General features: G+C 63.9%; 14 protein-coding genes. 10 read left to right on the top strand and 4 right to left on the bottom strand.

All coding sequences use genetic code 11. The features are described 5' to 3' along the window. Positions 1-3 precede the first annotated feature (3 nt). The 8 genes from RA302_RS23660 to purM all read left to right on the top strand — a co-directional run bounded on the left by RA302_RS23660 (position 4) and on the right by purM (position 8,059). Positions 4-1,788: an alpha/beta-hydrolase family protein gene (locus RA302_RS23660; RefSeq protein ID WP_003940273.1), complete on the top strand. Its 1,785-nt coding sequence runs from the start codon at positions 4-6 to the stop codon at positions 1,786-1,788. Further along, the gene (locus tag RA302_RS23655; protein WP_007733821.1) at positions 1,785-2,441 is read left to right on the top strand and encodes a CPBP family intramembrane glutamic endopeptidase; all 657 of its coding nucleotides are present in this window, start codon (positions 1,785-1,787) and stop codon (positions 2,439-2,441) included. Before RA302_RS23660 ends, RA302_RS23655 begins: the two co-directional genes overlap by 4 nt. Then, complete coding sequence (locus RA302_RS23650) at positions 2,441-2,830, top strand: sterol carrier family protein (protein ID WP_007733822.1); 390 nt, start codon at positions 2,441-2,443, stop codon at positions 2,828-2,830. The genes RA302_RS23655 and RA302_RS23650 overlap by 1 nt, the downstream gene beginning before the upstream one ends. Positions 2,831-3,000: 170 nt before the next feature. Next, on the top strand, positions 3,001-4,578 hold the full coding sequence (gene purF / locus RA302_RS23645; RefSeq protein ID WP_003940541.1) for an amidophosphoribosyltransferase: 1,578 nt from the start codon (positions 3,001-3,003) through the stop codon (positions 4,576-4,578). 144 nt (positions 4,579-4,722) lie between these two features. Then, positions 4,723-5,331, top strand: a complete 609-nt coding sequence (locus RA302_RS23640; RefSeq protein WP_003940441.1) for an AIM24 family protein — start codon at positions 4,723-4,725, stop codon at positions 5,329-5,331. 3 nt (positions 5,332-5,334) lie between these two features. After that, positions 5,335-6,012, top strand: coding sequence for an AIM24 family protein (locus tag RA302_RS23635; protein ID WP_003939918.1), 678 nt, complete (start codon positions 5,335-5,337; stop codon positions 6,010-6,012). A 13-nt stretch (positions 6,013-6,025) separates the two neighbouring features. Continuing rightward, positions 6,026-6,772 carry an AIM24 family protein gene (locus RA302_RS23630; RefSeq protein WP_003939813.1) on the top strand — a complete coding sequence of 249 codons (747 nt, stop codon included), beginning with the start codon at positions 6,026-6,028 and terminating at the stop codon, positions 6,770-6,772. 207 nt (positions 6,773-6,979) lie between these two features. Then, positions 6,980-8,059 (top strand): phosphoribosylformylglycinamidine cyclo-ligase, encoded by a 1,080-nt coding sequence (gene purM / locus RA302_RS23625; protein WP_003940225.1) that lies wholly within the window; start codon positions 6,980-6,982, stop codon positions 8,057-8,059. Between the two features lie 150 nt (positions 8,060-8,209). Here purM and RA302_RS23620 read toward each other — a convergent pair whose 3' ends face one another. The 4 genes from RA302_RS23620 to RA302_RS23605 form a co-directional block, all read right to left on the bottom strand. Next, positions 8,210-8,413 carry a DUF3073 domain-containing protein gene (locus tag RA302_RS23620; protein ID WP_003940337.1) on the bottom strand — a complete coding sequence of 68 codons (204 nt, stop codon included), beginning with the start codon at positions 8,411-8,413 and terminating at the stop codon, positions 8,210-8,212. Positions 8,414-8,615: 202 nt separating this feature from the next. Continuing rightward, on the bottom strand, positions 8,616-9,569 hold the full coding sequence (locus RA302_RS23615; protein WP_003940365.1) for an asparaginase: 954 nt from the start codon (positions 9,567-9,569) through the stop codon (positions 8,616-8,618). Further along, a complete protein-coding gene (locus RA302_RS23610; RefSeq protein WP_030535239.1) occupies positions 9,566-10,234 on the bottom strand; it encodes an MOSC domain-containing protein in 669 nt (222 codons plus the stop codon). The genes RA302_RS23615 and RA302_RS23610 overlap by 4 nt, the downstream gene beginning before the upstream one ends. Beyond that, positions 10,231-11,352: a folate-binding protein YgfZ gene (locus tag RA302_RS23605; RefSeq protein ID WP_030535240.1), complete on the bottom strand. Its 1,122-nt coding sequence runs from the start codon at positions 11,350-11,352 to the stop codon at positions 10,231-10,233. The genes RA302_RS23610 and RA302_RS23605 overlap by 4 nt, the downstream gene beginning before the upstream one ends. A gap of 79 nt (positions 11,353-11,431) precedes the next feature. Between RA302_RS23605 and RA302_RS23600 the strand changes: the two genes are divergently transcribed. Further along, entirely contained in the window at positions 11,432-12,295 is an 864-nt protein-coding gene (locus RA302_RS23600; protein ID WP_007733829.1) for an aminodeoxychorismate lyase, read from the top strand. Between the two features lie 154 nt (positions 12,296-12,449). After that, positions 12,450-13,949, top strand: a complete 1,500-nt coding sequence (locus RA302_RS23595; protein WP_030535241.1) for a cytochrome ubiquinol oxidase subunit I — start codon at positions 12,450-12,452, stop codon at positions 13,947-13,949. Positions 13,950-13,956: the final 7 nt, after the last annotated feature.

Here is a 13,956-nt window from a genome sequence, read left to right as displayed (position 1 = left end):
TAGATGGTCGATTCCGGAGAACTGACTTCTTCTGACAGCCAGCCGCAGGAACACCACCTGCGGCTGGCTGTTCCCGCACCCCTCGAGAAGCTCGACAACCGCTTCACCGAGTGGGCGTGGGGGCTCCTCAAACTCGACTTCACCGGCATCGCGTTTGCCGCGTTCTTCTTCTGCTGGTCGTTGACCCCTTCGCTGTTGCCGCGCGATTGGCTTTTCCAAGGTCTGATCGGCGGAATCAACTCGGCCATCGGCTACGGCGTCGGTACTGCGATCGGTTGGGCTGTCGAGCGATACCTGCTCAGCGGGCGACGGTGGTGGCCACTGCCCGAGCCGGTGCCTTCCGCGATCAAGGTCTTCGTTCCGGTCGCGTCCATCGTCGCGGCGATCATCATGCTGGTCTACGCGGCCGGGTGGCAACGTGAAATCGCGGCACTGACCGATGCCGAAGGCACGACCACTTCCGGCTACATCCGAACCCTCGGACTGAGCCTGCTCGTCGGTGGCCTGCTCATCTCGATCTGGCGGGTCCTCCATGATCTGGTGAAACTGATTGCCCGACAGCTGATGCGGCGGTTCCACTGGTCACGGTCGGTGGCCAATGGCGTCGGTGTCCTGGTTGTCACCGTCCTGTTCTTCATGCTGGTCGACGGCGTCCTGGTCCGCGGAATCTATGCAGCGACCAACTCGATCTTCAGTCTGCAGAACTCGACCACTCGCGACGGCGTCGTCGAACCGCAGGATCCGATGAAATCGGGTAGCCCCGAATCAGCCGCTCCCTGGGACACATTGGGGTTCGAGGGACGAAACTTCGTCTCGCGCGGACTCGACGCGCAGGAACTCGAAGCGGCAACCGGTAAGCCTGCGATGGATCCGATTCGCGTATATGCCGGACTTGAAAGCGCCGAAGATCCCGAAGAGCGTATGGATCTGGTCATCAAGGAGCTGGAGCGAACCGGCGCCTTCCAACGCAAGGTCCTCGTGGTCATTCCGACGACGGGTACGGGATGGGTCAATCCCACTGCGGCACAGGCAATCGAACTTGTGCATGACGGCGACACTGCTCTTGTCGCCAGCCAGTACTCGTACTTGCCGAGTTGGATCTCGTTCCTCGCCGACCAGGAGAAGGCGCAAGCTGCCGGACGCCTGTTGATCGAGCGGGTACACGAAAGATGGCTCCAGGAACCGGAAGCCACCAGGCCGAAGTTCATGGTCTACGGCGAGAGCCTCGGCGTCATGGCCGGCGCCGGAGCCTTCGACACACTGCAGGCGGCGCGCGATACCGCCGACGGAATTCTGTGGGTGGGCCCGCCGAACGCGACGCAGTTGTGGCGTTCGATCGAGAAGAGGCGCGATCCTGGTACTCCCGAAGTAGCGCCCGTATACGCGGACGGCCTGGCCGGCGTGCGGTTCGCGGATCGCTCCGAAGACATTCCGACCGACGGGATGACGTGGCCGGAGCCGCGAGTTCTGTTTGTCCAGCACCCTTCCGATCCGGTGGTGTGGTGGTCGCCCGACCTCATGTTCAATCGTCCCGAGTGGCTCAAGGAAGTACCGGGATTCGACCGCTCACCGTCGATGAAGTGGTTCCCGGTCGTGACGTTCTGGCAGGTGTCGGCCGACCTCGGCAACGCCGCGGGAGTTCCGGACGGCCATGGTCACAATTACGGAACCTCCGTTCTGGACGCCTGGATCAGCGTTGCCCAGCCCGAGGGATGGACGGCCGCAGAAACCGAGCGGGTGCGATCGGCTTTGGTTGTCGCCGTGAAATCAGAGGGCCCCGAGAAGTGAGGGGAGTCGCCTCGATCGCGCTCTCCGCTACCGCGATCACCTGGAGCAACGTCGTGCTTCCGGCATTCGGTCTTTCGCCTCGTGCCCGCGCCGTGGTCAACACCGCGGCCGGTCTGTCGGCGATCGGAGTCCTACTCGCACGTGGTTACACCCGCGAGGAACTCGGCTTGGCGCACACCGGCATTCGTGGTGGTGCTCAGTTCGGCGGAGCCGCGGCGGGGGCGGTCCTTACCGGCTACAGCGTCGCTTTGGCCGTTCCGTCCTTGCGCGCGACTCTCGCTGCCGACGAGCGAGCAGACGGCCGCGAAGACTTCCTCGAATGGATCATCCTGCACATCCCGTTCGGGACGGTGCTCTCCGAGGAACTGTTGTTCCGTAGCGCGATGTCGGCCGTCTGGAGCCGCGAACTGAACAGGCCGACCGCGCAGGCTGTTCACGCACTGACCTTCGGGCTGTGGCACGTCGCTCCCGCTCGCGGTGCCGGCGACAACGTTCCCGCAGCAGTGGCGTTCACCGGCGCTTCGGCATTGCTGTTCGAGTGGCTGCACCGCCGTGGCGGCAGCGTACTTGCCCCCGCCCTGCTGCACCTGGCCACGAATGCCGGTGGCGCACTTGCCGTTCGTATCGCTACTCGCAGACAGGGAGTGAACTGATGCCGCCCCGCCGCGCCGTCGACCCCGCCGAATTTCGTGCCGCCGTCCTGGCCGTCGGCCCGTGGCTTCGAGATCCGGAACTGCCGAAGCCTTCGCGCAGTGAACTCGGTGCGGCAGTGAAGATGAGTGCGCGCACTCTCGAACAGATCGCCCCCGGATCGAGCGTCGAGGTGCGGGTCCCACCGTTTGTTGCGGTGCAATGCATCGAAGGTCCGCGTCACACGCGCGGAACCCCGCCCAACGTCGTCGAGACGGACGCTCGGACGTGGTTGCAGATGGTCACCGGATTGCTCGAGTTCTCCGAGGCCTCAGGTGACGGAAGAGTCGACGCCTCAGGTAGCCGCGCTCCCGAAATTGCGCACTGGCTCCCACTGCTGCGGTTGACCTAGCAACAGAGGGGTTGGCGTAGTGACAGAGTGGTTGACGCAGTAACAGAGAGAGACCATCCGGTTCGCTTCGGCGTGATCTGAGACCCAAGGCAGCCCTCAGGGGAAGTGAGTCCCAAAATGGCCGTAGACTGTGGATGCCCCCCAACCCCTGCCCACAAAGGGAGCGCCCGGTGACTCGTGCCGATCTGTCGGTCAACAGTCCAAATCTCCTCGCTTCGAACCCGTCCGACGAGGACGAGAACGAGCCCCGCGAAGAATGCGGTGTATTCGGCGTCTGGGCGCCGGGAGAGGATGTGGCGAAGCTCACTTATTACGGCCTGTACGCACTTCAGCACCGTGGTCAAGAAGCTGCCGGCATTGCGGTAGCCGACGGCTCCCAGGTGCTGGTGTTCAAGGATCTCGGCCTGGTCAGCCAGGTATTCGACGAGCAGACCCTCGCAGCGATGCCAGGTCACGTCGCCGTCGGACATTGCCGTTACTCCACCACCGGTTCCACGACGTGGGAGAACGCGCAGCCCATCTTCCGTACCACCACTGCCGGCACCGGCATCGCGCTCGGCCACAACGGCAACCTGGTCAACACCGCTGAACTCGCGAGCCGCACCCGTGCAGCCGGCCTGGTCAACGACAAGCGCCCCAATGCCGCGACTTCCGACTCCGACCTCATCGGTGGTCTCCTGGCACACGCTGCCGGCGACAGCACCATCGAACAGGCCGCGATGGAATTGCTTCCCACGTTGGAGGGCGCGTTCTGCCTCACCTTCATGGACGAGCACACGCTGTACGCAGCGCGCGATCCGCACGGCATCCGCCCGCTCTGCCTCGGTCGACTCGACCGCGGTTGGGTAGTCGCCAGCGAGACCGCAGCCCTCGACATCGTCGGTGCGTCGTTCGTTCGCGACATCGAACCCGGTGAGCTGCTTGCGATCGACGCCGACGGCGTCCGCTCCTCACGTTTCGCGAATCCGACGCCCAAGGGCTGTGTTTTCGAGTACGTCTACCTTGCCCGTCCCGACAGCGTCATCGGTGGCCGTTCGGTCCACTCGACCCGCGTCGAGATCGGCCGTCTGCTCGCCAGCGAGCATCCCGCCGAAGGTGACTTGGTCATCCCCGTTCCCGAGTCCGGCACCCCCGCAGCCGTCGGGTACGCACAGGGCTCAGGCATCCCCTACGGCCAGGGTCTGATGAAGAACGCCTACGTGGGCCGCACCTTCATCCAGCCGTCGCAGACGATCCGTCAGCTCGGTATCAGGCTCAAGCTCAACCCGCTCAAGGAAGTCATCCGCGGCAAGCGCCTTGTGGTGGTGGACGATTCGATTGTCCGCGGAAACACCCAGCGTGCGCTCATCCGGATGCTCCGCGAAGCCGGCGCCCTTGAAATTCACGTCCGTATCGCCTCGCCGCCGGTCAAGTGGCCCTGCTTCTACGGCATCGACTTCGCCTCACCGGCCGAGTTGATCGCCAACGGCGCGGGCGGACAGGATGCGACGTTCGAGGAGATGCTCGACGGTGTGCGTCGTTCCATCGGAGCGGACACCCTCGGATACATCTCCACCGAGGGCATGATCGCCGCCACCGAGCAGCCGGCCAGCCGTCTGTGCGCCGCGTGCTTCGACGGGACCTACCCGATCGCGCTTCCCAAGGAAACGTCGATCGGCAAGAACGTCCTCGAGGGGATGCTCGAGAGCACCGCAGGTTCGACGGCCACTCGCGACAACGACAATGCGAGCGCGCTCAGCCGCCCCTGAACATCAGAATCGTTGAAATTCGACAGCCGAGAATCTGCCGTCCACAGCATGTGGGCGGCAGATTTTCTGTTCACGACTTTCTGTTCCACGACACGGCATACGTCGTGAGCATCTGGCATAGTGCCCTCCGTGGCGCAACTGAGAATGGATGGGCACCGGGTCCTGGTCGCAGACCTGGTGGGGGACACCATCAAAGCGATCAACGGCTCGATGGTGGCGTACGAGGGTGCGATCACCTTCAAGAACGCCGGAATGGGCGGTGGCGGTGGGTTACGTGCCGCGCTGAAACAGAAGGCGGCAGGTGAATCACTGTCCCTGATGGAAGTCAGCGGTCAAGGCACCGTCTACTTCGCGGTCGACGCCCAGGACATCACGATCATCGAGCTCAACAACGACGCTTTGCACGTCGAAGCCTCGCAATTGCTCGCATTGGTCGGCCAACTGCGAACCGACGTGAAATTTGCCGGTCTCCGCGGCGCAGGTTCCGGACAGGGCTTGTTCACGACGGTCGTCAGCGGCACCGGTCTGGTGGCGGTGCTGTCGAAGGGCGGACCGATCATCGCGCTCGAAGTCAGCCCGCAGTATCCGCTGGTTGCCGATCCCGACGCATTCGTCGCTCACCGTGGCCAGCTGAACCAGAGCTTCGTCACCGACGTCACCTGGCGCTCTGCGATCGGCGGTGGCAGCGGTGAAGCGTTCTCGCTGCGATTCGACGGATCCGGAGTCGTCTACATCCAGCCCGAGGAGCGCTGAACCATGCCGTTGGAATTGGTGAACAGCAAGGTCGTCAAGTCGACCCTCGCGCCGGGCCAGAACGTGCTCGCCCGCACCGGGTCGATGCTCTACTACACCGGTGACGTCCGCTTCATCCCGCACAGCATGGGCGGTGGGCCCGGCGCCATGCCGAACATGGGCGGTATCGCCGGGATGGCCGGCCGCATGATGTCCGGCGAGCATGCACGCATGATGGCGGCCGAGGGAAACGGTGAGGTCTTCTACGGGCACGCCGGCTTGTACGTCGAGGTCATCCACCTCGACGGTTCGTCGATGCTCACCGTCGAAGCCGACCGACTCCTCGCACACGACGGTTACCTCCAGAGTTCGATAGTCGCTCTCACGTCGCAGGGCGGTGTGCGCGGAGCGGTACGCGGAGCGATGACCGGTCAAGGACTGTTCACGACGCAGTTGCACGGACAGGGAAGCGTCGCGGTCCTCTCGCACGGGGGCGCGATTCCGTTGCAGGTCGGTCCGAACAATCCTCAGGTCGTCGTCGACCCGCAGGCATACGTGTGCCACATCGGTCAGATCAACGTCGACATCTCCGCGAACGTCGGCTGGCGCGAGGCCGTCGGCAAGGGCTCGGGGGAGTCCATCCAGCTGAAGATGACCGGCGCCGGCACCGTCTGGGTCCAGGCGTCCGAGCAGAAGTTCTGAGAGGGCACAGAGCATGGGTATCGAAATTCACAATCCGGCAACTCTGCCCGCCAACGACAACGTCCCGGGCAACGACTACGCCTTCTGCGTCGAGATGGCCGGGCAGCCGTGGTTCACGTCCAAGGGCGCGATGATCGCGTACTACGGAAACATCAACTTCGAGCCGCTCGGGCGCACGAGTATGACGGCGATCGTCGCGGCCAGGTTCTCTTCGCCGCTCTACGCCGACGACTGGGTGCTCGCTCAGGGACAGGGCAAGTTGATCCTCGGGGACCGCGGATTCAACATCAATTCCTACGACCTCGACGACGGCAACCTCACGATTCGCGCGGCCAATCTCCTCGCCTTCGAGACGAGCCTGGACCTCAAACAGTCCATCGTCCCAGGCTTTTTGACGCTACTGGGGACAGGCAAGTTCCTGGCGTCGTCCAATGGCCCGGTCATGTTCGCGGAGCCGCCGCTGCGCATCGACCCGCAGGCGTTGGTGGGTTGGGCCGACTGCCCGTCGCCGTCCCACCACTTCGACGCCGACTGGATGCAGAGCTTCCTGGGCGCGGTTCGCGGAAGCATGTTCGGCGCGAACACCGGTGAAGAACGCCAGTTCGATTTCACCGGAGCCGGGACGGTACTGATCCAGTCGAGCGAGAAGGTCGTCCACGACGGACACCTCCTCAAACACATCGAATCCGAGACGGTCGCACTCGGGCAGAACAGTCTGCGCGCACTGCACGCCTCGATCGGTGCCCGGCTGCAGAACTGACGTCTCGGGGTACGCGAGGTCTCACCGAGGGGGCCGGTCCGGTAGCGTATGGGCGTAATCGTCGGTATTTGTGTGCGCGCTCTGGGTCTCGAGTCGAACGATCCATCTCGCGTCACGAGGATTGCAAACACTTCACATTGCAAGACCACTTACCTGTGCACGAGCAATACGTGCTCGCGAGAAATACAAGGCTGGAGTAGTAACCCGATGACCGAGGACAGTCACCGCACCGCAGGCGCCTCCTACGCGGCAGCAGGAGTCGATATCGCCGCAGGCGACCGGGCGGTGGAACTCTTCGCCCCTCTGGCCAAGAAGGCCAGCCGCCCCGAGGTCATGGGTGGCCTCGGTGGTTTCGCCGGCTTGTTCTCCCTCAAGGGTGACTACAAGGAGCCGTTGCTCGCCGCATCGACCGACGGCGTCGGAACCAAGCTCGCTGTCGCCCAGGCGATGGACAAGCACGACACGGTCGGACTCGACCTCGTCGCCATGGTTGTCGACGACCTCGTCGTCTGTGGCGCCGAGCCGCTGTTCCTCCAGGACTACATCGCCGTCGGCCGGGTCATCCCCGAGCGCGTCGCGGAATTGGTCAGCGGAATCGCCGAGGGCTGCATCCAGGCCGGCTGCGCTCTCCTCGGCGGCGAGACCGCCGAGCACCCCGGCATCATGGCCGACGGTGACTACGACCTTTCCGCCACCGGTGTCGGCGTCGTGGAGGCAGAGAAGCTGCTCGGACCGGATCGCGTTCGCCCCGGCGACGTCGTCATCGCGATGGGTTCTTCGGGACTGCACTCCAACGGTTACTCACTGGCCCGCAAGGTCCTGCTCGAGATCGACCGCATGAACCTGAGCGCACACGTCGACGAGTTCGGCCGCACGCTCGGTGAGGAACTGCTCGAGCCCACCAAGATCTACGCCAAGGACTGCCTGGCACTCGCTGCCGAGACCGACGTGCGCACGTTCTGCCACGTCACCGGTGGCGGCCTCGCCAACAACCTCGCGCGCGTCATGCCCAAGGGCTTGGTCGCCGAACTCGATCGCGGAACCTGGAGCCCCGCTCCGGTCTTCGCCATGATCGCGCAGCGCGGACGCGTCGAGCGCGCCGAGATGGAGCAGACGTTCAACATGGGCGTCGGCATGGTCGCCGTCGTCGCACCCGAGGACGTCGACCGCGCACTTGCCGTCCTCACCGCACGCCACATCGACTGCTGGACGCTCGGTAGCGTCAAGAAGGCGTCGGACGCCGCTGCAGAGCGTGCGTTCCTGGCCGGAGACCACCCGCGCTTCTAGACCGCAACGTCAGCTGCCCCATCGGAGAGATCCGGTGGGGCAGTTTTGTGTGTCCGTACAAGTAGGCGCGAGGCGGAAAATCGAACGCAAAAATGAGGAAGAGCGATCAGCTCTTCCTCATTTCACAGTCTGCGCGGTGGCAGTGCGCGGTCAACGCCGCCAGTCGTCGTAGTCGTCCTCTCGCGCATGCCCTTCCCTATCGGAAGTCTGGTCCGATCGGACACTGCTCCGATGCGAGTTGGTCGATCCACCTGCGAGCTCTCTTTGCAGGCTGTCGAAATCCGTGGTCGGTACGCTGTATTTCAATTCGCGTGCAACCTTGGTCTGCTTTGCCTTAGCCCGGCCGCGGCCCATGGCTGACCCCCTCGCGCTTTCGCGGGGCGGCCTGGGGAATTTGGCGGCCCCGTTTGAGTGTGTAAGTTTCCTGACACACACTCTAGCGTGGAAAAGTCGCTTCCGCTTCCACGAAGGCCTCACCGCCGTGTCTGATTGCTCTCACTATGGCCGCGAGCTGCCAGGATGCTGAAAGAACTCGTCAGAACTTTGTGAGAACTGCTCAGAAGTTTCCGGGAATTGCGCGAATCGTCCCCACTCGGGCGTCGCCGCCGAAGACCGGAGCGGATGCGAGAGCCGCCAACTCCTCGGTCCACTCGGTGTTCATCCGCTTGAGCAGAGCTGCCGCCAAGGGCAGGAGCGCCCGCTCGTGACCGTCGTCGATCTTGAGGGCGAAAGCGGAACCGTCGGGAAGCGCTCCGGCGTAGATGCCGTCGTATCCGGTCTTGGAGAACAGACCCGGCACTGCGGACATCAGACGCTGATCGTTGCGGCCCGTGCCCGAGACGAGGAAGGGGTTCTCGCGCACCGCGTCGGCCACTGCTCGTTCGGGGGAGTCGGGCTCAGCCGAGGGCAGGCGTCCGAATGCCCGAGCCAGGTTCGTGAGCGAGAGCGGCACGATCGGGAGACCACAACCGTCGATGCCGAGTTCCTGCTCTTCCTCGCCGCTGAGATCGAAGATCGTCTCCTGGATCGCGAGTTGGAGGGGATGAGTCGGCTCCATGTACGTCTCGAGCGGCCAGTCGTTCACGACGCACGTGGCGAGCATCGCGGAGTGCTTGCCCGAGCAGGTCATGTAGATCGGGCTGGGAAGCTCGCCCGCTGCGATCAGTTCGGCTCGGGCCAGTTCGTTGCCTGGCAGATCGGAGGGGCACTGCAACTGGTCGACACCGAGTTGGTAGCGAGCGAGAAGCGCTGCGACCAGTTCGATGTGATCGGCCTCGCCCGCATGTGAGGACGACGCGACGGCCAGCTCTTCCGGGCTGGTGGGTGCAAAGCCGTTACGAAGCGCAGCGACGGCTTGCAGCGGCTTGTTCGCCGAGCGCGGGTAGATGGGTGTGTGAATTTCCCCGAGTCCGACAACGACCTCGCCGTCGGCGCCGAGAATGACGGCCGATCCGCGATGCACGCATTCGCGGAATCCGGAGCGGACCACTTCCACCAATTCGATACTCACGAGTGCACCTGCGCTTCTGCTTGTTCGATGAACCTCTGGACGCGCGCGGTGACGTTCGGTGCAAGGTCGGTGTGTTCTGCGAGCAGCCGTCGAAGCCGCTCAGGGTCCGTTCCGGCGAAGACCTCTCGAACAGTCACTCCGTGATCCGGTACGTGGACTCGGGTGACCGAATCGCCCGCGGCGATCGTGCCGGTCCGGTTGACGCGAAGGTAGGCGCCGACGTCGGTCCGCTCGGTGAATCTTTTGACCCAGCCCTTTTCCGCGGCCCAGATGCCGAAGGTGCCGCACGGGACGCGGGGAGCAGTCACCTCGAGTTCGAGAACGTCCGACGCCTCGGCTCCGGTGATGTGCCAACGCTCGCCGATCACGGCGTCCGTGACGAGCATCCCGCTGATGTGAAGATTCTCGCCGAACCATCCGGGGCCGAGAGGTCGGCCCAATTCGTCCGACCAGCGCTGCGCTTCGTCGCGCTGATACGCGTAGACAGCTTGGAAGGCGCCGCCGTGGAACTCGGTGTCGCAGACGTAGTCGCCACCCAGACCGAGTCGGCCGACCGCGACGCGGCCGTCGACGGGACGCTTGTCGATCGCGGTACGGGGGACTCGCCTGACGCCACTGTCACGTTCGGTGTGGACGACGCAGACCGCGTCGACCGTGCCCGTCACTTTCCGCGCAATCGGTTGACAGCCTCACGTCCGGCCTGGGGTGCGTCGTCCGCCACGATCGAATCCGGATCGATGGACGCAGCGCTGGGGCCGGCCATCAGTTCGGTGTCGACCGGGATGTTGCGCTTGATCAGAGCGAGTGCGATGGGGCCGAGCTCGTGATGATTGACGACGCTCCCGACGCGTCCGACGGCCCGTCCGCCCGCCGTGATCGGGTCACCCGGTTCCGGGACGGCTTCGGCGCTGCCGTCGAGGTGCAACATGACGAGATGGCGCGGGGGCTTGCCGAGATTGTGAACCCGGGCGACGGTTTCCTGACCGCGGTAGCACCCCTTGTCGAGGTGGACGGCGCCGTGCTCGGCCGGCCCGCCGATCCAGTGGACCTCGTGCGGGATCGTGCGTTCGTCGGTGTCCAGTCCGAGACGAGGCCTCGTCGCTTCGACGCGCAGTGCCTCGAAGGCCCAACTGCCGGCGGGCTTGGCACCGGCATCGGTCAGCCTGGTCCACCACGCTGCCAGTTGCTCACGTGGGACGAGAAGATCGAAAGAGTTCTCGGTAGGCCACGGCATGCGGCGGACAAATCCGCCTTCGGCCAACGCGAGAGCGTCGTAGGCCTCGGTTGGCGTCTGCACCTCGAGTGCGGCGAGGACAGTTGACGCTTCGGGTCCGATCAGGCTCAGGACCGCGAGCTCGTTGCCGCCTCGAGGCTCGGCCTTGGACCAGAACACCATCTTCTTCAAGAAGGAGAGAAGGTCGGGTCCGCGGTCGGCCTCGGTGTCGATCCAGGTGACACCTGCCAGGTCCGTCTGCACGAAGTGGTGCTCGACGCGTCCGTTGACGTCCAGGCTCAAGTTCTCGGCACTCTTGCCGTCGGGGAGCGCGGCGATGTGCTGGCTCGAAATCGTGTGCAGCCACGTGAGGCGTTCGTCGCCGGGAATGGCGATCACGAATCTGTGACTGCGGTCGACCACCACTGCTGCGCGCTGCGCGGTTCGCTGTTCGCCGAGGGGATCGCCGTAGTGCCACGCGACACCGATGTCGGCCGAACCGTCCGGTGCGGTGACCGCGCCGGGGGAAGTCAGAAGTGGGCTGTTGGGCACAAGAGCGTTGTCGACCACGAGACCAGTCTAGGAGTGTGGGCGGGATCGCGGTTACAGGGCGGCCCCGGCGGCTTGGCGGATCGTTAGGGTTGATGGCATGCCTGATCGCGTATTGGTGACTCTCGACCATGAGGTGCTCGATGCTGACGCACCGTTTCTGCACGCCGACGACCTGGCGGTGGTGCGCGGCGACGGAGTCTTCGAGACGCTGTTGGTACGCGACGGCCGCGCCCGGGTGGTCGAGGGACACCTGAGTCGACTGGTTCTGAGCGCGCGGGCACTCGGTCTGCCCGCTCCCGTTCTCGATGATTGGCGTCTGGCGATCGAGATGGCTGCCGAGGAGTGGGGGACCGAGAAGGAAGGCGCTCTTCGTCTTGTTCTGACCCGCGGCCGTGAGAGCGGTGACAAGCCGACAGCCTTCGTGATGGTCGGTCCGGTGGCCGATCGGGTCAGACAGGTCCGCGAATCGGGGTTGTCGGTGATGACTCTCGAGCGAGGTTTCTCTGTCGATCTCTCTGCCCGGGCACCCTGGCAGCTACTGGGCGCGAAGACGTTGTCGTACGCAACCAACATGGCAGCGCTTCGATATGCGGCGAATTTGGGTGCTGACGATGTGATCTTCGTCAGTTCCGAGGGCAATGTGTTGGAGGGGCCACGCTCGACGGTGGTGATCGTTCGGGACAGGACTTTGATCACACCGCCTCCCGCACAGGGCATTTTGATGGGCACTACGCAGCGCGCCCTGTTCGACGTTGCCGGCAGTGCTCGCTTCGATTGCCGATACGAAACCCTCCGACCTGCGGATTTGATTGCGGCCGACGGAGTGTGGATGGTTTCGAGCGTCACGCTGGCCGCACGCGTCCATACACTCGACGGGCTCACATTGCCAGAGCCGAAGGTCTCCGGGGAATTCGCGGAATTGGTTGAACGTGCAATTGATTCGGATTCAGCAGGGCGATAGGCGAATAGGAATCGCGACAGGTCTCTACTACATTTGGTAGTAGCAAAGTCCTGCGGTCCAAACCGGACAGCAGTACCGTGTCCGCAGGGGCCGAGCGACTGCCCGCGTCTCGAACCCCGAAGCCTGTCCCAGGGCCCTACTCTCGGAGTAGCCAATGGATACTTTGGACGTCTCCAGGTGGCAGTTCGGTATCACTACCGTCTACCACTTCATCCTTGTTCCGCTGACCATCGGACTTGCGCCGATGATCGCGATCATGCAGACGATGTGGGTGGTCACCAAAAAGGACCACTGGTATCGGCTCACCAAGTTCTTCGGCAAGCTTTTCCTCATCAACTTCGCACTCGGTGTAGCCACCGGCATCGTGCAGGAGTTCCAGTTCGGCATGAACTGGAGCGAGTACTCGCGATTCGTCGGTGACGTCTTCGGAGCTCCGCTCGCATTGGAAGGCCTTGTCGCCTTCTTCATGGAGTCCGTCTTCATCGGACTCTGGATCTTCGGTTGGGGCAGGCTGCCCAAACTTGTACACCTGGCGTGCATTTGGCTCGTGGCGATCGGCGTCAACGCGTCGGCGTTCTTCATCATCGCGGCCAACTCGTTCATGCAGCATCCGGTCGGTGCGACGTACAACCCTGAAACGGGTCGTGCCGAGCTCACCAGTATCTGGGAGCTGTTGACCAACAACACCGCTCTCGCTGCCTTCCCGCACGCGGTTGCCGGCGCCTTCCTGACGGCGGCGACGTTTGTTGCCGGCATCAGTGGTTGGTGGATGGTGCGGAACATGCGCCGCGCCAAGCAGGCTGAGGCCGCCGAAGCCGAACGCCTCGAGTCCGACGCGCGCACGATGTACCGTCCGGCAACACGATTCGCGTTGCTCGTCATGATCGTGGCCGGAATCGGAATCATCTACACCGGTGACGTCCAAGGCAAGCTCATGTTCCAGCAGCAACCCATGAAGATGGCGTCGGCAGAGTCGTTGTGCGAGACCGAGATGGATCCGGACTTCTCGATCCTCACTATCGGCACTCACAACAACTGTGACAGCGTGACGCACGTTCTGAAGGTGCCGTTCGTTCTGCCATGGTTGGCCGAGGGCAAGTTCACCGGCGTCGAACTGCAAGGCGTGAACCAACTGCAGGAGCAGGCGGAGCAGGACTTCGGACCGGGTAACTACCGACCGAATCTCTTTGTCACGTACTGGTCTTTCCGCGCCATGATCGGCCTCGCCGCCGGTTCGGCAGCACTGGCTCTCGCGGGGCTGTGGGTCACACGTAAGGGGCGAGTCCCGGACCAGAAGTGGTTCGGAATCCTCAGCCTCGTCGCGATTCCCACTCCGTTCATGGCGAACAGTGCCGGTTGGATTTTCACCGAGATGGGCCGTCAGCCCTGGGTGGTGCATCCCAATCCGACCGGCGTCGACATGATCAGACTGACTGTCGACCAAGGTGTTTCGGACCACGCGTCGGCTACCGTCTGGGCTTCGCTGATCACCTTCACCCTCCTGTACGGAGCGCTGGGTGTGGTCTGGTTCAAGCTGATCGTGCGGTACGCGAAGGAAGGTCCGTTGGAGCACGACATGCATCCGCCGGGCGATACGGATCATGACGAGCCGGAAGATCCGGACAAGCCCAAACAACTGTCGTTCGCGTACTAGGAGGCGA

It is taken from the genome of Rhodococcus sp. DN22 (genome assembly GCF_036669995.1).
In the GTDB taxonomy this organism is placed as follows: domain Bacteria; phylum Actinomycetota; class Actinomycetes; order Mycobacteriales; family Mycobacteriaceae; genus Rhodococcus_F; species Rhodococcus_F erythropolis.
This window is presented reverse-complemented; position numbering and strand designations above follow the sequence as displayed.

What these genes read in the sequence shown, in the direction of transcription:
- RA302_RS23635 (WP_003939918.1), top strand. Translation starts at nt 5,335, where the DNA reads ATGCCGTTGGAATTGGTGAACAGCAAGGTCGTCAAGTCGACCCTCGCG.
- RA302_RS23620 (WP_003940337.1), bottom strand. Translation starts at nt 8,413, where the DNA reads ATGGGCCGCGGCCGGGCTAAGGCAAAGCAGACCAAGGTTGCACGCGAA.
- RA302_RS23595 (WP_030535241.1), top strand. Translation starts at nt 12,450, where the DNA reads ATGGATACTTTGGACGTCTCCAGGTGGCAGTTCGGTATCACTACCGTC.
- purM (WP_003940225.1), top strand. Translation starts at nt 6,980, where the DNA reads ATGACCGAGGACAGTCACCGCACCGCAGGCGCCTCCTACGCGGCAGCA.
- RA302_RS23660 (WP_003940273.1), top strand. Translation starts at nt 4, where the DNA reads ATGGTCGATTCCGGAGAACTGACTTCTTCTGACAGCCAGCCGCAGGAA.
- RA302_RS23630 (WP_003939813.1), top strand. Translation starts at nt 6,026, where the DNA reads ATGGGTATCGAAATTCACAATCCGGCAACTCTGCCCGCCAACGACAAC.
- RA302_RS23600 (WP_007733829.1), top strand. Translation starts at nt 11,432, where the DNA reads ATGCCTGATCGCGTATTGGTGACTCTCGACCATGAGGTGCTCGATGCT.
- RA302_RS23650 (WP_007733822.1), top strand. Translation starts at nt 2,441, where the DNA reads ATGCCGCCCCGCCGCGCCGTCGACCCCGCCGAATTTCGTGCCGCCGTC.
- RA302_RS23640 (WP_003940441.1), top strand. Translation starts at nt 4,723, where the DNA reads ATGGATGGGCACCGGGTCCTGGTCGCAGACCTGGTGGGGGACACCATC.